Source organism: Collinsella aerofaciens, from assembly GCF_040915545.1.
Lineage (GTDB): Bacteria > Actinomycetota > Coriobacteriia > Coriobacteriales > Coriobacteriaceae > Collinsella > Collinsella aerofaciens_BE.
Genome location: NZ_JBCPDH010000014.1, coordinates 22,932 through 45,052 on the forward strand (window position 1 = coordinate 22,932; position 22,121 = coordinate 45,052).

The 22,121-nt window shown below is 62.2% G+C and carries 19 protein-coding genes and 2 tRNA genes; 12 read left to right on the top strand and 9 right to left on the bottom strand.

Translation table 11 applies throughout. The features are described 5' to 3' along the window. The first annotated feature begins 61 nt into the window (after nucleotides 1-61). Nucleotides 62-1,516, top strand: coding sequence for a sugar nucleotide-binding protein (locus tag AB5202_RS05945; protein ID WP_368143880.1), 1,455 nt, complete (start codon nucleotides 62-64; stop codon nucleotides 1,514-1,516). Between the two features lie 102 nt (nucleotides 1,517-1,618). On the opposite strand, the gene AB5202_RS05950 is transcribed toward AB5202_RS05945, so the two are convergent. After that, on the bottom strand, nucleotides 1,619-2,590 hold the full coding sequence (locus AB5202_RS05950) for a glycosyltransferase family 2 protein (protein ID WP_052044190.1): 972 nt from the start codon (nucleotides 2,588-2,590) through the stop codon (nucleotides 1,619-1,621). 160 nt (nucleotides 2,591-2,750) lie between these two features. Here AB5202_RS05950 and AB5202_RS05955 point away from each other — a divergent pair, with 160 nt between their 5' ends. The 3 genes from AB5202_RS05955 (at nucleotide 2,751) to AB5202_RS05965 (ending at nucleotide 4,506) form a co-directional block, all read left to right on the top strand. Beyond that, the gene (locus AB5202_RS05955; RefSeq protein WP_022094778.1) at nucleotides 2,751-3,596 is read left to right on the top strand and encodes an ABC transporter permease; all 846 of its coding nucleotides are present in this window, start codon (nucleotides 2,751-2,753) and stop codon (nucleotides 3,594-3,596) included. An 11-nt stretch (nucleotides 3,597-3,607) separates the two neighbouring features. Beyond that, the gene (locus AB5202_RS05960) at nucleotides 3,608-4,375 is read left to right on the top strand and encodes an ABC transporter ATP-binding protein (protein ID WP_006236046.1); all 768 of its coding nucleotides are present in this window, start codon (nucleotides 3,608-3,610) and stop codon (nucleotides 4,373-4,375) included. Between the two features lie 54 nt (nucleotides 4,376-4,429). Next, nucleotides 4,430-4,506, top strand: a tRNA-Arg gene (locus AB5202_RS05965). Between the two features lie 104 nt (nucleotides 4,507-4,610). Here the strand turns inward: AB5202_RS05965 and aroQ are convergent. The 8 genes from aroQ to aroF form a co-directional block, all read right to left on the bottom strand. After that, on the bottom strand, nucleotides 4,611-5,048 hold the full coding sequence (gene aroQ / locus AB5202_RS05970) for a type II 3-dehydroquinate dehydratase (RefSeq protein ID WP_271757798.1): 438 nt from the start codon (nucleotides 5,046-5,048) through the stop codon (nucleotides 4,611-4,613). Nucleotides 5,049-5,112: 64 nt separating this feature from the next. Beyond that, on the bottom strand, nucleotides 5,113-6,363 hold the full coding sequence (locus AB5202_RS05975) for a shikimate kinase (protein ID WP_368143879.1): 1,251 nt from the start codon (nucleotides 6,361-6,363) through the stop codon (nucleotides 5,113-5,115). Then, nucleotides 6,364-7,509 carry a prephenate dehydratase gene (gene pheA, locus AB5202_RS05980; RefSeq protein ID WP_368143878.1) on the bottom strand — a complete coding sequence of 382 codons (1,146 nt, stop codon included), beginning with the start codon at nucleotides 7,507-7,509 and terminating at the stop codon, nucleotides 6,364-6,366. 53 nt (nucleotides 7,510-7,562) lie between these two features. After that, complete coding sequence (gene aroC, locus AB5202_RS05985; RefSeq protein WP_368143877.1) at nucleotides 7,563-8,660, bottom strand: chorismate synthase; 1,098 nt, start codon at nucleotides 8,658-8,660, stop codon at nucleotides 7,563-7,565. 1 nt (nucleotide 8,661) lies between these two features. Continuing rightward, nucleotides 8,662-9,981, bottom strand: coding sequence for a 3-phosphoshikimate 1-carboxyvinyltransferase (gene aroA, locus AB5202_RS05990; protein WP_368143876.1), 1,320 nt, complete (start codon nucleotides 9,979-9,981; stop codon nucleotides 8,662-8,664). Then, nucleotides 9,975-11,081, bottom strand: a complete 1,107-nt coding sequence (gene aroB, locus AB5202_RS05995; protein ID WP_368143875.1) for a 3-dehydroquinate synthase — start codon at nucleotides 11,079-11,081, stop codon at nucleotides 9,975-9,977. The genes aroA and aroB overlap by 7 nt, the downstream gene beginning before the upstream one ends. Nucleotides 11,082-11,117: 36 nt before the next feature. Beyond that, on the bottom strand, nucleotides 11,118-12,032 hold the full coding sequence (locus tag AB5202_RS06000) for a prephenate dehydrogenase (protein WP_195234023.1): 915 nt from the start codon (nucleotides 12,030-12,032) through the stop codon (nucleotides 11,118-11,120). Nucleotides 12,033-12,035: 3 nt separating this feature from the next. Beyond that, nucleotides 12,036-13,061 carry a 3-deoxy-7-phosphoheptulonate synthase gene (gene aroF, locus AB5202_RS06005; protein WP_368143874.1) on the bottom strand — a complete coding sequence of 342 codons (1,026 nt, stop codon included), beginning with the start codon at nucleotides 13,059-13,061 and terminating at the stop codon, nucleotides 12,036-12,038. Between the two features lie 204 nt (nucleotides 13,062-13,265). Between aroF and AB5202_RS06010 the strand changes: the two genes are divergently transcribed. The 8 genes from AB5202_RS06010 to AB5202_RS06045 all read left to right on the top strand — a co-directional run bounded on the left by AB5202_RS06010 (nucleotide 13,266) and on the right by AB5202_RS06045 (nucleotide 22,111). After that, nucleotides 13,266-13,342, top strand: a tRNA-Arg gene (locus tag AB5202_RS06010). Nucleotides 13,343-13,418: 76 nt separating this feature from the next. Beyond that, nucleotides 13,419-16,142: an HAD-IC family P-type ATPase gene (locus AB5202_RS06015; RefSeq protein ID WP_368143873.1), complete on the top strand. Its 2,724-nt coding sequence runs from the start codon at nucleotides 13,419-13,421 to the stop codon at nucleotides 16,140-16,142. A gap of 103 nt (nucleotides 16,143-16,245) precedes the next feature. After that, complete coding sequence (locus AB5202_RS06020; RefSeq protein ID WP_368143871.1) at nucleotides 16,246-17,388, top strand: zinc ribbon domain-containing protein; 1,143 nt, start codon at nucleotides 16,246-16,248, stop codon at nucleotides 17,386-17,388. Between the two features lie 107 nt (nucleotides 17,389-17,495). After that, nucleotides 17,496-18,038 (top strand): peptidylprolyl isomerase, encoded by a 543-nt coding sequence (locus AB5202_RS06025; protein ID WP_006236059.1) that lies wholly within the window; start codon nucleotides 17,496-17,498, stop codon nucleotides 18,036-18,038. 11 nt (nucleotides 18,039-18,049) lie between these two features. Further along, complete coding sequence (locus AB5202_RS06030; protein ID WP_368143870.1) at nucleotides 18,050-19,354, top strand: tetratricopeptide repeat protein; 1,305 nt, start codon at nucleotides 18,050-18,052, stop codon at nucleotides 19,352-19,354. Between the two features lie 127 nt (nucleotides 19,355-19,481). Then, nucleotides 19,482-20,513: a rod shape-determining protein gene (locus tag AB5202_RS06035; RefSeq protein ID WP_006236061.1), complete on the top strand. Its 1,032-nt coding sequence runs from the start codon at nucleotides 19,482-19,484 to the stop codon at nucleotides 20,511-20,513. Nucleotides 20,514-20,591: 78 nt separating this feature from the next. Next, nucleotides 20,592-21,533: a rod shape-determining protein MreC gene (gene mreC, locus AB5202_RS06040; RefSeq protein WP_368143869.1), complete on the top strand. Its 942-nt coding sequence runs from the start codon at nucleotides 20,592-20,594 to the stop codon at nucleotides 21,531-21,533. An 11-nt stretch (nucleotides 21,534-21,544) separates the two neighbouring features. Further along, nucleotides 21,545-22,111 carry a rod shape-determining protein MreD gene (locus AB5202_RS06045; protein WP_022094761.1) on the top strand — a complete coding sequence of 189 codons (567 nt, stop codon included), beginning with the start codon at nucleotides 21,545-21,547 and terminating at the stop codon, nucleotides 22,109-22,111. Nucleotides 22,112-22,121 lie beyond the last annotated feature (10 nt).

The window sequence follows — 22,121 nt, forward strand, 5'->3', positions numbered from 1 at the left end:
CGGCGAGCCGCACCGCGGGCGCCCCCGGTTATCCAACCTCTTCGATAGGAGCTTTTCCCACATGGCAGACATCGCATTCGAGAAGGACCTCGCCGTCACCGAGACCGGCATCGGGGGCCTGAAGGTCGTCGACCTGGCCGTCCACGGCGACTCGCGCGGCTGGTTCAAGGAGAACTGGCAGCGCGCCAAGATGTGCGCCCTGGGCATCCCGGACCTCAGGGTCGTCCAGAACAACATCTCCTACAACGACAGCCGCGGCGTCACCCGCGGCATCCACGCGGAGCCCTGGGACAAGTTCATCTCCGTGGCCCGCGGCTCGGTCTTCGGTGCCTGGGTCGACCTGCGCGAGGGCAGCGCCACCTACGGGAAGGCCTACACGACCGTGCTCGACCCGAGCAGGGCCATCTACGTCCCGCGCGGCGTGGGCAACTCCTTCCAGGCACTCGAGGACGGCACCGCCTACACCTACCTGGTGGACGCCCACTGGTCCCTCGAGCTGAAGAGGACCTACACCTTCGTGAACCTCGCCGACCCCGAGCTCGCCATCGAGTGGCCCATCCCGCTGGCCGAGGCCACCGTCTCCGAGGCCGACCTCAACCACCCGATGCTCAGGGACGTCGTCCCGATGGCGCCCAGGCGCACCCTCGTCACCGGCTGCGACGGCCAGCTGGGCCGCGCGGTGCGCGCGCTCGCCGAGGAGCGCGGCGTGGCGAAGGACTTCGACTTCTGCGACATCGACACCTTCGACATGTCCGACCCGGACGCCTACGCGCAGTACGACTGGTCGCTCTACGGCACCGTCATCAACTGCGGCGCCTACACGGCGGTGGACAGGGCCGAGACCCCCGAGGGCCGCGTGACCGCCTGGAAGGCCAACGCGACCGGCCCCGCCCTTCTCGCCCGGACCTGCGCCGGGCACGGGATCACCCTGGTCCACGTGTCCTCCGACTACGTCTTCGACGGCACCGCGGAGGTGCACACCGAGGAGGAGCCCATCAGCCCGCTTTCCGTCTACGGCCAGACCAAGGCCGCCGGCGACATCGCCGTGGCGGGGTGCCCCCGCCACTACATCATGCGCTCCAGCTGGGTCATCGGCGAGGGACACAACTTCGTCAAGACCATGAAGGGCCTGTCCGACCGCGTCGCCGACCCCGAGGACAAGCTGGACAAGATCACGGTCGTGGACGACCAGCTGGGACGCCTGACCTTCACGCGCGACATGGCCGAGGCCATCTTCCACGTGCTGGGGACGCACGCCCCCTACGGCACCTACGACTGCACCGGCTCCGGCGCCGTCAAGTCCTGGGCGGACATCGCCCGTGCCGTCTTCGGGGCAGCCAACGGCAACGGCGAGAGGGTCGTGCCGGTGTCGACTGCCGACTACTACGCGAATGCCGCCGGCCCCGTCGCACCGCGCCCGGTCCACTCCGCGCTCGACCTGTCCAAGCTCGAGTCGGTCGGGTTCCACATGCCCGACTGGGAGGAAGAGCTGGGGGAGTACATCAAGACGCTCTAGCCGCTATTAACTTTTCGAGAGTAAAAGCCGCCGTTCTTTAACGGCGGCTTTTCTTGTTGGTGGCTATCTGCGCAGTGGTGCCAATAGTATTTTGCGGAAGATCTACCTCTCGCTTGGCATGGAAGTAGGGTGGCCGGGCTGGTCGTCGTAGGCGTATTTGCTGTACACGTTGACCTCCCACTGCTTTTTTTCGACCTTTGCTACAGAATCTAGGATGAAGCCGGTCGCAAGGCTCAGGCCGCACAGGAACATAAACGAGGCGGCGAGCATAGCGGTGGGGAAGCGCGGGACGAGGCCGGTCTGGAAATATTCGACAACGATGGGCATGCCCAGGGCGAGGCCGAATACCGCGAACAGAAGCGCAACGAGGCTGAAGAACTTCAGCGGGCGGTAGTCCTTGAACAGCGTGCCGATCATCGCAACGACTTTAATGCCGTCGCTCACGGTGTTGAGTTTGGACTCGGAACCCTCGGGACGGTCGCGGTACTCGATGGGCACATCTTTGATGCGCCAGCGGTGGTCGACGGCGTGGATCGAGAGCTCGGTTTCGATCTGAAAGCCCTCGGAAAGCACTGGGAAGGTTTTAACGAACGGGCGGCTCATGGCGCGGTAGCCTGTCATGACGTCATCGAAGCTGTAGCCATAGATCCACTTGATCATGGCGCGGACCAGATTATTGCCAAAGCCGTGGAAGGCACGCTTGTTCTCCTCGGCGTAGGTGCCGTTGGAAAGGCGATCGCCTACGGTCATGTCGGCCGTGCCGTTAAGGATGGGCTCGCAGAGGGCCTTGGCCGCCTCGGCGGGGTAGGTGTCGTCTCCGTCGACCATCAGGTAGCAATCGGCGTCGATATCGCGAAACATCTGGCGGCACACGTTGCCCTTTCCCTGACGGGGCTCAAAGCGGACTGTGGCGCCGTGCTCGGTGGCAATGCGTGAGGTATCGTCCGACGAGTTGTTGTCATAGACATAGACCGTCGCCTGCGGAAGCTCGCGGTGAAAGTCGTCGATGACTTTGCCGATCGTGAGCGCTTCGTTGTAGCAAGGGATGATGACGGCGATGGATTCAGAATTCACTTAATGCTCCTTATACATTCAATCCTAGAAAGTATAGCCGTTTGGGCCTGGCATCCTAAGATGTGGGTTAGTTCTCCAGTTTTGTTGCGCGAATCGTTTGCATGGCCGTCGGGTCTATACTGTTCGTTTGTCAACGATTACGAGTAAAGGAGTTGCATCCGTGTCGGATCAGACAAAGCAACAAGAAACTCGCAGTCTGCCTGCGACGTTTGCTAAGAACGAATTTGAGAAGGACGCGTTTATCCTTCGTCAGCTGGTTACCAAGGATTTTAAGATCAAGTATCGCCGTAGCGTTCTGGGCGTCGCATGGTCGGTGCTCAACCCGCTGCTGATGATGATCGTCATGGCCATCGTGTTCTCGACGATTTTTGGCCAGGGCCGCAATGGCTCAATGACGCCCGAGATGTACCCGCTGTACTTGATCGTGGGTAACATCACCTTTGCCGTCATGTCTGAGTCTACTAACCAGGCCCTGACGTCGATCGTGGGCGCTGCCCCTCTGCTCAAGAAGGTTAAGGTGCACCGCTGGGTTTTCCCGGTGCAGAAGGTGCTCTTCTCGCTGGTCAACTTTGCCTTCTCGCTGGTCGCCGTCGCCATCGTCATGCTGTGGTTCCGCGTTATGCCTTCTTGGCACCTGATTCTGTTGCCGGTTTGCCTGCTGCTGCTTATGTGCTTCTGCATGGGCCTGGGCATGATGCTCTCTGCCCTTACGGTCTTCTTCCGCGACGTTATGCATCTGTGGAGCGTCGTCATTACGGCGTGGACTTACATTACGCCCATCTTCTGGACGACTGACTATATTGCGCAAATGCCGCATCTCGTGCGTATCTTGATGTATGCGAACCCCATGTTCAACTACCTGCAGTTTATGCGCGATATCTTCCTGTTCCAGACTACGCCCTCGCTTATGACGTTTGGTATGTGCGTCGCTTGGGCGGTTCTTGCGCTTATTATTGGCTATACCGTGTTCCATAAGTCCGAGCGCAAATTTATCCTCTACATCTAAGGAGTGCTGTGATGACTGAATCTGTTGTTGATTACAGCGAGCAGCCTCTGGCTGTCGAGGTCGACGACGTCACCATGATCTTTAACATGGCGTCCGAGTCGCTGACCAACCTCAAGGAGTACTTCATTAAGCTTGCCAAGCACGAGCTGTTCTTTGAGGAGTTTAGGGCGCTTAAACACATCTCGTTTGATATTCATCGCGGCGAGGTTGTGGGTCTGGTCGGCACCAATGGCTCCGGCAAGTCTACGATGCTCAAGATTATCGCTGGCGTTCTTGAGCCTAGCGAGGGCAGCGTTAAGGTGCACGGTAACATCGCGCCGCTGATTGAGCTTGGCGCCGGCTTTGACCCCGAGCTGACCGCCCGCGAGAACATCTATCTGAACGGCGCCCTGCTCGGCTATACCAAGGAGTTCATCGACGCCAACTTTGACGGCATTATCGAGTTCGCTGAGCTGCAGAACTTTGTCGATATGCCGCTTAAGAACTTCTCCTCGGGCATGGTGGCGCGTATCGCCTTTGCAATCGCGACGATTACCGAGCCCGATATTCTGATCGTTGACGAGACGCTGTCCGTCGGTGATGTGTTCTTCCAGCAGAAGTGCGAGGCCCGCATCCAGCACTTTATCCAGAGCGGCGACGTGACGGTTCTGTTCGTTTCGCACTCTATGGAGCAGGTTGAGCGCATCTGCCAGCGTGCCGTTTGGATTGAGAAGGGTGACCTTCGCATGGACGGCCCGGTCGATGAGGTCTGCAAGGCGTACCGCGAGCAGTTCAACTAGGTTATAATTACTTGCGCTTGACAGGCTTGCGCTTGCTTGGGCGTGCGGTTATTTGCTCCATTAGCTCAGTTGGATAGAGCAGGGGACTTCTAATCCCAAGGTCGACGGTTCGAATCCGCCATGGAGCACCATCGTTTATTAAGCCCAGACCGCTTGGTGGTCTGGGCTTTTTTCATCTTGTGTGCTGCTGGAGCCGAGCGCGAGCAAGCCGCTGCTGTTTGTTGGGGTTGGCATTTTACTTTTCGAGATGCTCCCTCAGCAGCTCCAGCGCGTGGGCGTAGCCCTGGAGGCCTTCGCCGGTGATGGTGGCGAAGCAGGCCAGACGGGCGTAGCTCACCTGGCGGAAGTCTTCGCGGGTCTCGACGGCGCTAATGTGGACCTCCACAGCCGGGATGGCGACGGCTTTGAGGGCATCCAAGATGGCCACGCTTGTGTGCGTGTAGGCGGCCGGGTTGATGACGATGCCGTCGACCTTGCCGTAGGCCTCCTGGATCTTGTCGACGATGCTGCCCTCGTGGTTAGACTGGAAGACATCGACCTCGTCAAAGCCCTGTGCGGCGCCCGCTTCCTGGCAGATCTGCACTAAGCGGTCGTAGTTGTCGCTGCCATAGATGCCCGGCTCGCGAATGCCGAGCATGTTGAGGTTGGGGCCGTTGATGACGAGTGCTTTCATGGTTGCTTCCTTTGCGGTTGGAAAACCACCACAAAGGTGCCTGTCCCCTTTGTGGTGGTTTTGGTTAGAGAGCGGGTGGGAGGGTGTCGAGGAGGGCCTGGGCGGTGTTGGCGGCGCAGTCGCGTGAGTCGATGATGTAGTCGGCCCAGGCGCGGTAGCGCGGCATACGCTGCTCGGCCAGCTTGTCGATGCCGTCGCGCGCGGTGATGGGGCGGCCCTTGTGGGCGAGCTCTTCGAGCTTGCGGTTGAGCATCACGATCTGGCTGTTCTGGTGCAGCAGCGGATAGTTCTCGTCGCGTGTGACCACGCCGCCACCGGTGGAGAGCACCAGGCCGCTGCGCTTGGAGATGTCGGCCAGTGCCGCCGTCTCCTGCTCGCGGAAGGTCGCCTCGCCGCGCTCGACGATATAGTCGGCGCAGGGCATGCCTAGACGCTCCTCAAGCGCGCGATCCAGGTCGATGTGCTCGCGGCCCGTGAGCTGAGCGATCTGCTCGCCCACGCGGGTCTTGCCCGAGCCCGGCATGCCAATCAGGGCGATGTTCTGCTCATGGCGCGACAGGCGCTCCGTTACGTCCAGGATGCGCTCGCGCGGGGTGACTTGGCCGGTGTAGCGCTCGACGGCCTGTGCCGCTTGGGCCACGAGCATCAGCAGACCGCCGATGCAGGGGATACCGCGGCGCTCGGCCTCGAGCATCAGGCCCGTGCGGGCGGGGTTGTAGACAATGTCGATGACGCCCTCGAGCGCATCGAGCCCTTCGAGCGTACAGGGCGCATCGGGGCAGTGGGGGAACATGCCGGCAGGCGTGCAGTTGACGAGCAGGGCGGCGTCGGATTGCTGCGCGATGTTGCCGTAGTTGACCTCGCTCGTGCGGCCCACGGGCACAACGATGGCGCCCAGATCTCCCAGCACCACACTTGCCGTGGTGCCGGCGCCGCCGGTGGCTCCGAGCACGAGAACCTTCTTGCCGGTAACCTCAACCCCCAGCTCCTCGACCAGGCACTGAAAACCGAAATAGTCAGTATTGTCGCCGCGCAGGCGGCCGTCGGGCAGGCGCGTGATGGTGTTGATGTTGCCCATGCGCTCGGCGAGCGGGCTCAGTTCGTCCAGGTAGTCCATGACGGCGCGCTTGTAGGGGATGGTCACGTTGGTGCCCTCCCATTCGTCGCCGGTCATAAAGGCCGCGAGGTCCTCGGGCTCGCGCTCAAATCGCACGTAGTCGAGCCCCGCGAGTTCTTTGTAGATGGTCGGGGTGTAGCTGTGGCCCAGTACGCGGCCTAGCACGCCGTAGGGGCGGGTTGCGGCAGTATCGGTCATCTAGAGCACCTCCGTGTAGCTGCCAAAGTAGGTGAAGCTCTCGCACACGTCGTCGATCGAATCGAGCAGGTCGTCGAGGGCCTTGCTGCCAAAGGGACAGTCCAGGTCAAAGTAGAACATAAACTCAAAGTCGCGACCGGGGATGGGGCGGCTCTCGAGCTTGATGAGGTTGATATTGAGTGCGTAGAAGCGCTCGAGCACGCGATAGAGGGCGCCCGGCTCGTTGGCCGTGGTGATCATGAGCGAGGTGCGGTTGGCACCGGGATAGACGCGTGGCTCGCGGCTGATGACGACAAAGCGCGTGTAGTTGTTGTCCGAGTCCTGGATGTTGGACTCCAGCACCTCCAGGCCATAGAGTGTAGCGCAGCTGCGCGATGCGATGGCGGCAACATCGGTGCGCCCGGAGTTGGCGACCATCTCGGCCGACATGGCGGTGTTGGGGTACTTGGTGGCGTGTAGGTCGTGGGACTCGATAAAGCCGGCACACTGGGCAATGGCTTGGCCGTGGCTGTAGACCTCGCGCACGTCGGCGAGCTTGGTGCCGGGCTTGACGAGCAAGTTGTGGTCGATCTTGAGGCGAAGCGAGCGCACGATGTGGAAGTCGAACTGGGCGAGCAGGTCGTAGACGGCGTTGACCGAGCCGGCGGTGGAGTTCTCGATGGGCAGCACGCCAAACTCGCAGAAGCCGTCGCGCACAGCGCGCATAACGCCTTCGAAGGTCTCGAAAAACGCGATGTCGGGCACGTCGAAGAGTTTGCACGCGGCGATCTGGCTATAGGCACCCTCCACGCCCTGGCAGGCAACGGTGGCCGTTTGAGGGAAGGCCGTGTCGGAGACTGCAGCCGTGGCGTGGGCCTTTTGCGAGACGGTGATGCCCTTGAGCTCGTTGATGTAGCGCTGCTGCTCGGCCTTGCTCATGCTCATGAGGAGACGGAACAGGGTGATGGTCTGCGCCTCGTAGCGCTCGGGCGCGCGGCTGGCAAGGTTGTTGAGCTTGGAGCGCTCACGGGCGGGGTCGAAGACGGCCTTGCCCATCTCGATTTTTGACTTGGCTACCTCGGTGGCAATGTCCATGCGCTCGACAAAGCTGTTGAGGAGCGTGGTGTCGATGCCATCGATGGCCTGGCGGATGTCAGCAAGGTCCATGGAGGCCCCTTTCACGTAACGGCTGAGTTGGCAGGCAACCCAGGTGAGTCGGGTTAGAGCTGGGCGGCGTCCTCTAGGAGGGCGTCCCAAATCGCGAGGGCAGCGGCTGCTTCGGCAACGGGGACGGCGCGCGGGACGATGCAGGGGTCGTGACGGCCGTGCACCGAGAGCTCGGCATTTTCCATAGCGTCCATGTCCACCGTCTGCTGCTCGCGGCCAATGGAGGGCGTCGGCTTTACGGCCATGCGCCACATGACGGGTGCGCCGGTGGAGATGCCGCCCAGGATGCCGCCGGCATTGTTGGACTCGACCGCAATCCCGCCGGTCTCGGCGTCGATGCGATACGGGTCGTTGTTCTCGCTGCCGCGCATGGCGGCCACGGCAAAGCCCATGCCAAACTCCACGCCCTTTACGGCGGGAATGCCAAACGCGATTTGCGCGATGCGGTTCTCGATGCCGTCGAACATGGGGTCACCGATGCCCGCGGGAAGCCCGTAAATGCCGCACTCCACGATGCCGCCGATGCTGTCGAGTTCGTCGCGCGCGGCCAGGATCTCCTCGCGCATGCGGCCGGCTGCGGCGGCGTCAATGCACGGCAGATCGTTCGTAAGGATCGCCTTGCGGTCGGCCTCTCGATAGACCATATCGTCCATCGGCAGGTCGGAGATGCCGCCGATCTGCGCGACGTGCGCCATGACCTGAATGCCGCGGGCCTCGAGTGCCTGTAGCGCAATGCCGCCGGCGATGCATAAGGGTGCCGTTAGGCGGCCGGAAAAATGCCCGCCACCAGCAACATCGTGCATGTTGTGATACTTCACGCGCGCGGGGAAGTCCGCATGTCCGGGACGGGGCTTGCAGCGCAGCTCGGAGTAATCATTGGAGCGCGTGTTGGTGTTCTCGATAATCGCGGCAATGGGCGCGCCGGTGGTATGTCCATCGACAACACCGGCGATGATGTGGGCGGCGTCGGCCTCGCGGCGTTTGGTCGCGGTCTCGTCGCGACCGGGGGCGCGACGGTCGAGGAAGGCCTGCAGCTCCTCCTGGTCCACGGCGATGCCCGCCGGGATGCCATCGAGCGAGCAGCCGATAGCGGGGGAGTGCGATTGGCCGAAGATGCTTAAGTGCAAGACGTTGCCAAAGGTCGAGGACATGCTATTCCTCCTCGAGTGTGACTTTGCCGCCCAGCAGGCGGTAGTGGTCGAAGAAATCGGGATAGGACTTGTTGACGGCCTCGGCGCCGTGGATCACGACCTCGCCGGTGGCGCGGCTCGCGGCGATGGCGGCCATCATGGCGATGCGGTGGTCGTTGTGCGAATCGACCTCGCCGCCGGTAAAGGCATCGACACCCTTAATGATGAGGTCATCGCCGGCAATGCGCACCTGCGCGCCCAGCGCGGTGAGCTCGCGGGTGGTGGTGGCCAGGCGGTCGGATTCCTTGATACGCAGACGGGCGCAATCGCGGATGAACGTGCGGCCCTGAGCCAGCGAGGCCACGGCCGAGATAACGGGCACCAGGTCGGGGATGTCGTGGGCGCTCATCTCAAAGCCGGCGAGCTTGTCGGACTGCACGGTGGCGGCGTTGGTGGAGCGCACGATGCGGGCGCCAAAGCGCGAAAGCGCGGCAAGCACGTTGCGGTCGCCCTGCGCGGAGCTCAGCGACACGCCCTCCACGGTGATGGGGTCGGTGCCGATGGCGCCAGCGCACAACCAAAAGGCGGCGTTGGACCAGTCGCCCTCGACGGCCACGCTGCCGGGCGTGCGGTACGAGCCACTGCTCACGCGGAAGTTCGTGACCTCGGGCTGACCGTCCTTGGCGGGAATGCGCTCGACGTTGACCTCAACGCCAAAGGCCTTCATGGCCTGGATCGTCAGGTTGATGTAGGGGCGGCTCTCAATGAGGCCGGTCACCTGCACACAGGAGGGCTGGGCGAGCAACGGGGCCGCCAGCAGCAGGCCCGAGATGTACTGCGAGCTCACATTGCCCGGCAGCACAAAGGTGCCCGGGCGCATGCGTCCGCTTGTCTTGAGCGGAAAACCACCCAGACCCTGTAGGTCGCAGCCGGCGGCGATGATCTCGTCCGAGAGCGGGGAGAGCGGGCGTGCGCCCAGACGACCCTGGCCCACAAAGGTGGCCTCTGCGCCCATCGCGCAGGCGACGGGCAACATAAAGCGGAGCGTGGAGCCGCTTTCGCCGCAGTCGAGCGTTCCGCCGGCAAGGGCCTTGAGCAGGCCAAACTCAACACTCTTCATGGTGGGGTGTACTTGGAAGCCGTCCTCGACGGTCTCGATGCGAGCACCCAGGGCCGTAAGACAACGCACCGTGGCCTCGATGTCGGCGCAGGTGGTGTTACAGGTAACGTGCGTCTCGCCGTTGGCAAGCGCAGCGCAGATGATGAGGCGATGCGCCATCGACTTGGACGCGATGGCGGGAACGGTGCCCTTGAGCGGGGACGGGGTGATGCGGGCTAGCATGCGGATGCGTCTCCCTTCTGGCCGAGGCCCTCGGCAATGAGTTCATGGAAAGTGGAAAGCGGCGTGCGGTCGATGCTGCAGCGGCCAATGCCGTGCGGAATCACCAGGTCGATAGTGTCACCGGCACGTTTTTTGTCGTGCAGCGCCTCGGCAAAGATGGCGTCGGCATCTTGGTCGCAGCGGGTCTTGAGGCCATGGCGGGCGCAGAGCTCCTCAATACGACCGGGCAGTGCAGCATCGCAAACGCCGTGCAGGGCCGCGGCGCGCGTGATGATACCCATGCCGATCGAAACGCAGTTGCCGTGTCCGAGCTCAAAGTGCTCGCAGGCCTCGACGGCGTGTCCGGCGCTGTGTCCAAAGTTGAGGAGCTTGCGCTGGTTGGTCTCGCGCTCGTCGGCGACGACCACGGCGCGCTTGATGTCGATATTGCGGGCGATGATGAGCGCTACGCGGGCCACATCGCGGTTGAGCAGCTCCAGCGTGAGCGGGGTCTTCTCCAGCTCGGCGAAAAGCTCTGGGTCGGCGATCACGGCGTGCTTGACGACCTCGCCACAGCCGTCGGCGAACTGCTCGGGCGTGAGGGTGGCCAGGCACCCCACGTCGGCGATAACCACATTCGGCTGCCAAAAGGCGCCGGCCAGGTTCTTGCCGGCAGCCAGGTCGATGGCGGTCTTGCCACCCACCGACGAATCCACCATGGCGAGCAGGCTCGTCGGGATCTGCACAAACTTGCAGCCGCGCATGTAGGTGGCGGCCACAAAGCCCGTCACGTCGCCCACGACGCCGCCGCCGAGCGCCACGATAACGTCGGAGCGCGAAAGCTCGTGCTCGGCCACAAACTCCAAAATGGCAACATAGGTTTCGGCGCGCTTATGGGCCTCGCCGGCCTCGAAGGTGCAGATACTCACCTCATAGCCCGCAGCCTCCAGGCTCTGCTTAACGGGCATCTGGTAGAGCGGGCCCACGTTGGTGTCCGTAACGATGACGGCTTTGGTGCCGCCTGCGGTGGCGCGGACGAGCGGGCCCGCCTGCTCCAGCAAAAAAGTGCCGACGTGCACCTGGTAGGGGCGTGCGGTGTCGATATCGATGGTAATCGCCATAAGCTTCGGTCCTTTCGACCTGGCGTGGTGGATGATCTAGCGGGAGGCCTCGTCGTCGAGCGCGCGCTTAATGCGGTCGCCCTCGGCAAGGAGGTTCTCCAGATAGCGCTGGTCGCGGTCTTTGAGCGCTCGGCTGTAGGCTCCGAGTGCCTCGATCAGATGGTCAATCTCGAAGGCGAGCGCGTCGGCGTCGTCGATCATGAGCTCCGACCACATCTGGGGGTTGAGGTGCGCCACGCGGGTAAGGTCGCGGTAGCTACCGGCCGAAAAACCGTGGTGAACCTGGGCGGTCGGGCTTTTGACGTAGGCGTTTGAGACGACGTGCGCGAGCTGGCTCGTAAAGGCGATGACGCGGTCGTGCTCGGCAGCGCTGGTCACGCTGAACTTGCCAAAGCCCAGGGGGCGCACCATTTCGCGCACCTGGCCTAAAAGCTCGAGCTTAAGGGCGTCGTCCACCGCGGGCGGTACGAGCACCAGCGGGGCGTCCTGGAACAGGTCGGCACGGGAGTGGGCGTAGCCCGAGAACTGGGTGCCTGCCATGGGGTGAGCGCCCACAAAGTAAAAACCGTGCTCGCGGGCGAGCTCAAAGGCACGCTCGCATACGATGCCCTTCACGCCCACGGTGTCAATCACCACGGGCCCCATGATGGCCTCGGTATCGGTGGCGTCGGCGAGCGCTTGGGCGTGCGCCTCGAGCCACTCGATGCAGGCCTCGGGGTAACAGGCCAGCACGATGATGTCGCACTCGCCGAGCGTCTCGTCGTTGAGCTCGCCGGCGACGGTGCCCATGCTGGCGGCCGTCATGACGTCATCGTCGGGGTCCCAGGCCAGCACGCGGACGCCCGCCTGCGCATAGCCGCGGGCAAAGCTGCCGCCGATGAGGCCCAGGCCCACGATACCGGCGCACTTGGGGCCGCCCTGGTTGACGCGTGCGTTTCTCACCGTACCCATGGGCTACTCCTGAACGGTCTCTTGGCAGACAACCTCGCGGATGGCTCGGATGCGGCGCATGGTGTCGTCGAACTGATCGGGGGTGAGGGCCTGGGCGCCGTCGGACCAGGCGCGGCTCGGCTCGTCGTGGACCTCGATCTCCAGGCCGTTGGCACCGCAGGCGGTCGCAGCGAGCGCCATGGGCTCAACGTAGCGGGTGTAGCCGGTGGCGTGGCTGGGGTCGGCGACGACGGGCAGGTGCGACAGGTGGTGCAGCACCGGCACGGCGTTGAGGTCGAAGGTGTTGCGGGTGCGGGTCTCGAAGGTGCGGATACCGCGCTCGCACAGGATGACGTTGTCGTTGCCCTCGCTCATGATGTACTCGGCGGCCATGAGCAGCTCGTCGATCGTGCCGGACATGCCGCGCTTAAGCAAGATCGGAGTCTGGGTCTTGCCGACCTCCTTGAGCAGGGGGAAATTCTGGGCGTTGCGGGCGCCGATCTGCATGACGTCAATCTTCTTGTCCAAGAAGACCTGTACGTCGCGTGGGTCCATGATCTCGGTGACGATCGGCATGTCGAGCTCGGCAGACGCCTCGCACAGCAGGTCGAGGCCGGCGGGGCCCATGCCCTGGTAGGCGTAGGGGGAGGTGCGGGGCTTGTAGGCGCCACCGCGCAGCATCGTGGCGCCGGCGGCCTTCACGCGGCGTGCGATGCGGATGAGGTTCTCGCCCTCGACGGAGCAGGGACCGGCGATGACCTGGAACTGGTCGCCGCCGATCTTGACGCCGTGGCCGCAGTCGATGACGGAATCCTCGGGGTGGAATTTGCGGTTGGCACGCTTAAAAGGCTCGGAGACGCGCTGCACGCGCTCGACGACATCCATAGACTCGAGCAGGAACGGGTCGATCTTGGTCGTATCGCCCACCAGGCCGATGATCGTCTCGTTCTCGCCGCGCGAGACGTCGGTCTTCAGGCCTTTTTTCTCAATCCAGCTGACGATATGGCTGACGGCCTCGTCGCTGGCGCTCTGCTTTAGAATTGCAATCATGGTGTGCCTCTCACCTCGATGGATAACTTTTGCAAAAACGGCCCGCATCGCGAGCCGTGTATATATGGTGCATGAGAGTTTATACTATCTGACTCGCTTTTGCCTTCTAAAGTGGGCCGTTGCGCCGCGTCTTCCTCGGAATTGCAAAGCTTTTTCTTTTATTTTGATAGCCCGTGGCGCACTTGGGTATAATGCCAGTCGTTCGCCCTATTAGCTCAGGGGATTAGAGCGTCTGCCTCCGGAGCAGAAGGCCGTTGGTTCGAATCCAACATGGGGCACCATCGAACGTAAGACCGTCCGAACCTCGCATGGTCCGGGCGGTTTTTCTTATACCGACGCGACGTGATGGGACGTGGTATGGCAGCAACGGATATCGAGCGCGGACTCTCGACCGCCGAGGTCGAGGAGCGCATCGCCGCCGGTAAAATCAACCGCAACATGGAACTCAAGACCAAGTCGGTCAAAGAGCTCATCATCGAGAACCTCTGCACGCTGTTCAATTTGATCAACGTGATCTTGGCGTTCCTGGTCATTTTGACCGGTTCGTTTAAGAATCTGACGTTCCTGTTCGTGGTGTTCCTCAATACCGCTATTGGCGTCATCCAGTCCATGCGTTCCAAGAAGATGGTCGATAAGCTCACGCTGTTGACCTCCAAGAAGGCCATCGCGGTGCGCGACGGCGCCGAGGTGGAGCTCGACCTGGACCAGATCGTGCTCGACGACATCATCCGCCTGGGGCGCGGCGACCAGATTCCCGCTGATGCCGTGGTGGTTTCGGGCGAGGCTCTCGTGAACGAGAGCCTGCTGACGGGCGAGAGCGACCTTATTAAGAAACAGCCCGGTTCCGAGCTCATGAGCGGCAGCTTTATCGACTCGGGCCTGCTGCGCGCCCGCGTGATCCATGTCGGCGCCGACAACTACGTGGCCAAAATAAATAACGAGGCCAAGTACGTCAAAAAGGTCAATTCCGAGATCATGAACGCGCTTAATGCCATCGTGCGCTTTGCGAGCATTATCATGATCCCGCTCGGTTTGGCGTTGTTTGCCTCGAGTGTGAGCGAGCTGTGGGATGCCGCGGGAACCCCGGGCGATAGCGCGCTTTCGTGGTGCTTCTCCGAGCTGTTGGCTGGTCATGTGCCTTCGTCGGCGCTGCTGTCCACGGTGGGCGCCCTGCTGGGCATGATCCCGCAGGGCCTGGTGCTGCTGACCTCGTCGGTGCTCGCCATCGCCACGGTGCGCCTGGCGCGTCGCAAGGTGCTGGCACAGCAGCTCTACTGCATCGAGACGCTCGCTCGCGTCGACGTGCTGTGCCTGGACAAGACGGGCACCATTACCTCGGGTCGTATGGAGGTCGAGGGCACCTACCCGCTGCCGGTTGAGGGTGTTGGCTTTGGCGTGGACTCGGACGAGGCGACTGTTCCCGTCGATACCACGGTGCTCGATTTTGCGCTGGCTAACGTCGCGCGTGCGACTTCGGCCGATGCCAACGAGACCTGCCAGGCGCTGCTCAACTATTACGCCGATCGTCCGGTCGAGGTGTCCGAGCCGCTGTCGGTCATTCCGTTCTCGTCGTCTAAAAAATGGAGTGGCGCTTCGTTTGCGCAGGGCTCCTATGTGATGGGCGCCGCGCAGTTTGTGCTTTCGGAGCGTGTGTTTTCGCAGGTCGAGAATCGTGTCGCCGAGCTTGCCGATACCTGCCGCGTGCTCGTGGTGGCTCGCGTGGACGGCTTTACGCCCGATGGCGATATGGTGGGCGAGGCCGAGCCCGTGGGCTTTGTGACCATCCGCGACGAGATTCGTACCTCGGCGGCCGAGACCATCGGCTACTTTAACGAGCAGGGCGTGACCCTCAACGTGATCAGCGGCGACGACCCGCGTACGGTGTCGTCGATCGCGCGCGTGGTGGGCGTGCCGGGGGCGGACGCTTATGTGGACGCCACGACGCTCGATACGCCGGCCAAGCTCGATGCCGCAGTGGACCGCTACCATGTCTTTGGTCGTGTGACCCCGCAGCAGAAGCGCGAGCTCGTGCAGGCGCTCAAGCGCCGCGAGCACACCGTGGCCATGACGGGCGACGGCGTCAACGACGTGCTGGCGCTCAAGGAGGCCGACTGCTCCGTCGCCATGGCGGCCGGCTCCGATGCCGCGCGCAACGTGGCCGAGATCGTACTCGTCGACAACGATTTTGCCTCGATGCCCGCCGTGGTGGCCGAGGGCCGTCGCTCCATCAACAACCTACAGCGTTCGGCCTCACTGTTCCTGACCAAGACGCTGTTCTCGATGGGCCTGACGGCGCTGTGTATCGCGCTGCCGCCGTACCCCTTCGAGCCCATCCAGATGACGCTCATTAACTTCTTCTGCATCGGCGCGCCGGGCTTTGTGTTGGGCCTGGAGCCCAACAATGCTCGTGTGAAGGGTGCGTTTTTGAGCAACGTACTCAAGCGTGCACTGCCGGCGTCGATTGCGGTCATTTTGGCTGCGGCGCTCGATATCTTTGTGGCGCGCGTGTTTGGCTTTAGCCAGCTCACGCTGTCTACGATGTGCCTGCTTACGTCGTGCGCGGCGAGCGTCAGCCTAATCTGGCGCATCTCGCAGCCTCTCACGCCCTTACGTGTGGTGCTCTTTGTGTTTGTAGTCGCCGGCATCCTGGTGGGCGTTATCGGATTCCCGGAGCTGCTGTCTATTGCCAACCTGTCGATGGGCCAGATGGTTATCTTGGCTGTTATCGTGGTCTTTACCTGCTCGGTGTTCTTTAAGCTCGCCCCGATGATGGATTCGCTCAAGCCGCGTCGTCGTCATGCCGCAACTGGTTTTGGCCGTGGTGTGCGCGTCCACCTGGGTCGCGGTGGCGGCAAGGTGAGCTCGACGGGTTCGACGGCCGAGCGTTTTGCCAAGCGCGTCGCCGCCGACATGGCGCAGCGCCGCGAAGATCGCACCGCTCGCGAGGCCGAGGCCCGTGCACTCGAGGGCGTGGCCCAGGCCCAGCCCAAGAAAAAGAGGAGTACCGGAGCCAAGCGCTCTCGCGTGACCAAGTCCGCCCAAGGCATCAAAGTCTCGATGCCAAGCAAAAAGAAGAAGTAACTACGCGCCCTGGCGATGTTGAATTGGTGCCTTGCTCCTGTGGGGCCGTGGCGATGTTATGCTCTAACCTCGATTGTTTGAATTGCTTCGAAAAGAGGATGCCGTGATCTGCCCGCATTGCCTTAAGACTATCGAGGACGGCGCCTCGTTCTGCCCCTACTGCAACGCCTATGTGGGTCCGGGAGATGGCCCCGAGCACACCGAGTTCGTGTTCTGCGAGGGCTGCGGTGCCCGTCTTTCTCCGCATGATCGTACGTGCCCCAAATGCGGACGCCCCGCTCCGGGTATCCTCTCCGAGGACGCGGCCGCATCCGACCTGGCAGCGGGCCGCACGGCGGGCTTTCCGCGCCTAACGCAAGAGCAGATCGATACCGAGGTGCCGCATGCGCCGGCCTCTGCCGCTGCGGTGCTTTCGGACGCCGCCGATCCTAACGAGACCTGCGTGTTGCCGGCTTTCGATAAGGATTTCGGGATCCCCAAGGTCGATATTCCCACGCCCGTTTCCCTGCATGACGATGCTCAAAAAACCAAGCGCAAGGTGCACCCCGACGAGGACGCCTATCACAAGCACAAGCGTCATATCCCCAAGCCGCTCATCGTCATCGCGGTCCTTGCCGTCCTTTGCGGCGGTGCCTATTGGTTCGTGACGGTCGATCCCATGGGTGTCATGCCTGGCTTCTACGACCAGTTTGGCCAGGCCGCGCAGACGACCTTCCCTACGCGCCAAAAGGGCGAGGCGACTGAGGACGATACCAAGCAGGACGATTCTGCCGAGGTGGTCCAGGAAGAAACCGTGCTCACCGATGATCAGCTCTATACCAGGCTCGACGGTCTGTATCAGACCATCGTGTCCTACGGTGATGAGGACCAGATCGGCGAGGTCATCGATTCCTTTAACAACGGCTATCTCCGATCGCCGCTGTCCACCCGTCAGGAGCTGTCGCAGAGTGCCTACGCCCTGCGCGACCAGATCAAAAAGACGCAAGATGAGCTCAACAACCTTAAGTATCAGGACGATACGGTCTATGCGGATGACATCGCGCACTTAAAGCAGCTTGCCGAGTGGATGTACGAGCGCGTCGACGTGATCTGCCAGAGCTGGGATATCTCGCTGGCCATTCCTGATGGTGAGTCGATGAGTTCCCACCAAAGCGAGATCCTGGCGCCCATCGCGCAGGGCGGCAACAGCGCGCTGAACCAGTACGACGCCAATGTGGGTTCCTGGAAGCCGCAGCAGCGTTCCTAAAATTAGTTCGCCATAGTCGGCATAACCTACGTGCGCAATTGATGTAAGCGCATGCTTATTGCTACAATTCGTACAAATATGCTTTAAACGCACGAGGAAGGAACCACATGTTTGGTTTTAAGAAAGAGCTCTACACGCCCGAGTATCAGCTTGCCGGCGACGAGTGCGCCGTTATCGAGACGTCGAAGGGTACCATCAAGGTCAAGTTTGACGGCGAGGGTGCTCCCATTCATGTCGCGAACTTCTGCGAGCTTTCCACGATGGGTTTCTACGATGGCCTTAAGTTCCATCGCTATGTGCCCGGTTTTGTCATCCAGGGCGGCGACCCCAATACCCGCGATATGTCCGGCGCCGACGTCGCTGCCGGTCTTGAGGGCCCCGACGGCATGCCCGGTACCGGTGGCCCCGGCTACTGCATCAAGGGCGAGTTTGCCACCAATCCGCGCAACAGCCATGTCGATGGCGCCCTTGCCATGGCACGCTCCATGGACCCCGATTCCGCGGGTTCGCAGTTCTACTTCTGCCTGGGCGCCCAGCATAACCTCGATTCCGGTTACACCGTCTTTGGCACCACGGTCGAGGGTCTCGATGTGATTTCGCAGCTGCGTGCCGGCGACGAGATCGTCCACGTCGAGATCGTTCACGAGTAAAGGGGACTTCCTTGAATAGCCAGCTGATCCAACAGGGCCGCGCCGCTTACCGCGCGGGTGATTTTTCCGCTGCAGCCCAGATGCTTGGTGCGGCAAAGACTCCCGATGAGATTATGGGCGAGGCCGATCACCTTCGTGGCAACGCCTTGATGCACCTGGGCATGTATGCCGAGGCCGCCGAGGCCTATGCCGCCGCCCTCAACGACGGCACCTACGGCAAGCGCGGCGCGCTGCTCACCAACCGCGGCAAGGCGCTCGCCGCCGTGGGCGACTACACGACGGCCGCTCAGGCGTTTTCTGCCGCTACGCAGGATGCTTCCTATGCCACGCCGTTCAAGGCCTATCTGGGCCTGGGTAACGCGCTGTTCCAGTCGGGCGACTATGCCAACGCAGGAACTGCCTTCCGTCAGGCTGCCATCGACGGCGCCAATCCGGCTCCTGCCGCCGCACTCGGCGAGCTCGGTCGTTGCTTCATTAAGCTCGGCCGTCCGGCGGATGCCGTGGAGACCTACCGCACGGCTATCGACTTTGCCGGTCCCCGTGACGACACGCGTGCGCTCAACGCCGGCATGGGTCAGGCGCTTTCTGCCGCCGGCCGTCCCTCCGACGCACTCGACGCCTTTAACGCCGCTACTGCCGATGGCATCTACCAGCTCACCTCCGAGCAGGCCGATGAGCTTGCCCGCGTGCACGATTCGCTTGACGCGCTGTCTGCCCAGACGGCTATGGCCACGGCTCCGGCGCCCGCGATGGACGCTCCTGCCGTCGATCCGCTCGATCCTACGGGCGCGACCGGTCAGTTTATGCCCGATCCCTCGGACACCGGCTTCTTTACGCTGTCCGAGTCCGAGATGGTCCAGCAGGACCGTCAGGATCGTAAGCAGGCCAAGGTCCGTCGTCGCCATCGCCACACGGGTCTCAAAGTCTTCATCGTGCTGCTTCTGCTCATTTTGATCGCCGCGGGCGGTCTGGGCTTTGCCTACACGCGCGGCTTTGGCTTCCCGTCTCAGGAGTCTGTCGTTTCCGATCTGTTCCAGGCTGCCGGGGACGGTGACACCGCAAAGGCCGAGTCTTGCCTGGCCTCGAGTCTGTCCGAGGACGCCAAGTCGATGATCATCTCTTCGATTCCGCAGGGCGCCACCGTGTCCGTCGAGGGCATGGATCAGTCCATGACCGAGACGACCGCTAAGGTGAAGGCATCGCTGTCCAAGGGCGGCGAGCAGGAGTACACCGTCAAATTCGTGCGCTCCGACAACCATATCGGCTGGGCCGTTTCCTCGCTCGATATGGATTTCTCGGCTGCTGACAACCGGTAGTGACCTTATGGGATTTAGCTTTGCCCGGCGCTTCACCGCAAGTGAGGTGCCGGGCTTGCGCTAGTATGATGAGCTAGTAGTTTTCCAGCAATCATCCAACACATCAGGAGTTGCGTTGTTTTCTTTGATGGATATGTTCTTCGGTAGCTATGCGGGCGATCTTGCCATCGACCTCGGCACCGCAAATACGCTTGTCTCCGTGCGCGGCAAGGGCATCGTCATTCGTGAGCCCTCCGTCGTCGCCATCGACAAGAACGACGAGCGCATCCTGGCGGTCGGTATCGAGGCAAAGCGCATGCTTGGCCGTACGCCCGGCAACATCGTGGCCGTTCGTCCCCTGAAGGACGGCGTCATCGCCGACTTCGATGTTACCGAAGCCATGCTTCGCTACTTTATCGACAAGGCTTCCGAGAAGCGCTATCCGTGGACCCCGCGTCCGCGCGTTGTCGTCTGCGTTCCCTCCGGCGTCACGTCGGTCGAGAAGCGTGCCGTATTTGAGGCCACGATCCAGGCCGGCGCTCGCCAGGCCTACCTGATCGAGGAGCCCATGGCTGCCGCTATCGGCGCCGACCTGCCCGTCGAGGAGCCCACCGGCTCCATGGTCATCGACATCGGTGGCGGTACCACCGAGGTTGCCGTTATCGCTATGGGCGGCATCGTCGTCTCGCAGTCCATCCGTATTGCCGGCGACGAGTTCGATCAGGCCATCCTCACGCACGTTCGTGATGCCTACAACCTGGCCATCGGCGAGCGTACGGCAGAGGACATCAAGATCAAGGTCGGCTCCGCCGTGCCGCTCAAGGACGAGCTCGATGTCGAGGTCAACGGCCGCGACGTGATCACCGGTCTGCCCAAGACCGTGCGCATCGAGAGCGAGGAGATTCGTCGCGCACTCAACAAGCCACTCGACGAGATGGCCAAGGCCGTCAAGGACGCACTCGACGCTACGCCTCCCGATCTTGCCTCTGACCTTATGTACTACGGCATTTTGCTGACCGGTGGCGGCGCGCTGCTGCGCGGTCTCGACGTGCGCCTGCGCGATGAGACCGGCGTTTCGGTCAACGTCAGCCCCACGGCGCTCGATAACGTTGTTAACGGCTGTGCCCGCGTGCTCGAGGCCAATGCGTTTGATGGCGGCTTCGTCCAGACCAATGCTTAATTTCCAAAAGGTGGATTCCATTTGGCACGATCTTCGGGTTTCTCCACAAATCTGAATACCAAGCGACAATCAACGGGTATGCGCCCGTTGATTGTTTTCAGCCTGATTTCGGTGTTGCTGCTCACGTTTTACATCCGCGAGGGCGAGGCAGGACCGATTCATGCCGTGCGTTCGGGCGTAACGACGATTACCTCGCCGGTGCGCTTTGTGGGCTCGGCTGTGGCGGCTCCCTTCAATGCGATCGGCAACGTGTTCTCTAACCTTACGGCGTCGCAGGACACGCTTGACGATCTTAAGAAGCAAAACGAGGAACTGACCTCTAAGGTTGCTGAGCTCTCCGAGGCTCAAAAGACCGCCGAGCGTCTGGAGGGGCTGGTCGGCCTGCAGTCGACCTATAACCTCAAATCGACCGCAGCTCGTATTGTTGGTGCCTCGGGCGATGCCTGGACCTCGACCGTCACCATCGACAAGGGCTCTGCCGACGGCCTTACCATCAACATGCCTGTGACGAGTTCGGCCGGTGTTATCGGCCAGATCATCGAAGTCTCGGCCAAGACGTCCACCGTGCGCCTGATTGGCGACGAGAACTCGGGCGTGTCCGCTATGGTGCAGGACACGCGCGCCCAAGGCATGCTGCAGGGTCAGGCTGACGGCACGCTGCGTCTTGAGTACGTGAGCGTCGACTCCGATGTTAAGGTTGGCGACATCATCGTGACCTCGGGCATTGGCGGTGTGTTCCCCAAGGGTCTACCGCTCGGCACCGTCTCGTCGGTCGAGAAATCGGCAAACGACGTGTACTACACCATTGTGGTGCGCGCCCAGACCACGGCCGAGAACAACGAGGAAGTGCTGGTCATCACCTCGCTGACCGACGAACAGTCGGCCTCGGATGAGGACGTGAGCACGGCCAACAGCACGCCGCAGGGAATGTCGCGCGATGCTGCGACCAAGACGAAGGACGAGAGCTCGGATGACAGTTCCGACACGTCCGAGACGACCGATTCCGGCTCGAGCGAATAGGGGGCATGTCCATGGATCTACACGAGCAGGGGATGAGCTCCCGCACGTTTGTAATCGCCGCCATTGTGTGCGTGCTGCTGCAGGCAGGCCTGGCACCGCAGATCTCCATTGCGGGCGGTCGCGTCAACTTCATGATTATCCTGGTGTGCCTAAGCGTGTTCTCGGGCGACCCGACCCGTGCCGTCGTGTGCGGTTTTTGCAGCGGCTTGTTCTATGACCTGTCCGCTGCCGTGCCGGTGGGCGTTATGTCGCTCCTGCTGACCGTGGGTTCTTTTGCCCTGGTGCACAGCGCCGTCGGTCAGACGGGCGGTACCCCGAGTGCGCGCGGCGTCACTGTGGGCGCCTTTGCGCTCGTCATTAATGTGATTTACAGCATCATCTTGCTGTTTATGGGTTTAGAGACGAGCTTTGTTGTGGCGATCTTCGGCCATGCGCTGCCGTCCTCGATCCTGACGGGTCTGGTTGCCATTCCGTTTTTGATGTCCGGCGTCGTGCCGCAGTCCGGCTATGGATTCTCCGCACGTGGCGGACGCCAGACGGGTATGCGCTTTAAGCCCAAGACCCGCAAGCTCAAATAGGGGAGGCCCG

What these genes read in the sequence shown, in the direction of transcription:
- aroC (WP_368143877.1), bottom strand. Translation starts at nt 8,660, where the DNA reads ATGTCCTCGACCTTTGGCAACGTCTTGCACTTAAGCATCTTCGGCCAA.
- aroF (WP_368143874.1), bottom strand. Translation starts at nt 13,061, where the DNA reads ATGATTGCAATTCTAAAGCAGAGCGCCAGCGACGAGGCCGTCAGCCAT.
- aroQ (WP_271757798.1), bottom strand. Translation starts at nt 5,048, where the DNA reads ATGAAAGCACTCGTCATCAACGGCCCCAACCTCAACATGCTCGGCATT.
- mreC (WP_368143869.1), top strand. Translation starts at nt 20,592, where the DNA reads ATGCGCCCGTTGATTGTTTTCAGCCTGATTTCGGTGTTGCTGCTCACG.
- AB5202_RS05975 (WP_368143879.1), bottom strand. Translation starts at nt 6,363, where the DNA reads ATGACCGATACTGCCGCAACCCGCCCCTACGGCGTGCTAGGCCGCGTA.
- pheA (WP_368143878.1), bottom strand. Translation starts at nt 7,509, where the DNA reads ATGGACCTTGCTGACATCCGCCAGGCCATCGATGGCATCGACACCACG.
- AB5202_RS06015 (WP_368143873.1), top strand. Translation starts at nt 13,419, where the DNA reads ATGGCAGCAACGGATATCGAGCGCGGACTCTCGACCGCCGAGGTCGAG.
- AB5202_RS06045 (WP_022094761.1), top strand. Translation starts at nt 21,545, where the DNA reads ATGGATCTACACGAGCAGGGGATGAGCTCCCGCACGTTTGTAATCGCC.
- aroB (WP_368143875.1), bottom strand. Translation starts at nt 11,081, where the DNA reads ATGGCGATTACCATCGATATCGACACCGCACGCCCCTACCAGGTGCAC.
- AB5202_RS06000 (WP_195234023.1), bottom strand. Translation starts at nt 12,032, where the DNA reads ATGGGTACGGTGAGAAACGCACGCGTCAACCAGGGCGGCCCCAAGTGC.
- AB5202_RS05945 (WP_368143880.1), top strand. Translation starts at nt 62, where the DNA reads ATGGCAGACATCGCATTCGAGAAGGACCTCGCCGTCACCGAGACCGGC.
- AB5202_RS05960 (WP_006236046.1), top strand. Translation starts at nt 3,608, where the DNA reads ATGACTGAATCTGTTGTTGATTACAGCGAGCAGCCTCTGGCTGTCGAG.
- AB5202_RS06035 (WP_006236061.1), top strand. Translation starts at nt 19,482, where the DNA reads ATGGATATGTTCTTCGGTAGCTATGCGGGCGATCTTGCCATCGACCTC.
- AB5202_RS06025 (WP_006236059.1), top strand. Translation starts at nt 17,496, where the DNA reads ATGTTTGGTTTTAAGAAAGAGCTCTACACGCCCGAGTATCAGCTTGCC.
- aroA (WP_368143876.1), bottom strand. Translation starts at nt 9,981, where the DNA reads ATGCTAGCCCGCATCACCCCGTCCCCGCTCAAGGGCACCGTTCCCGCC.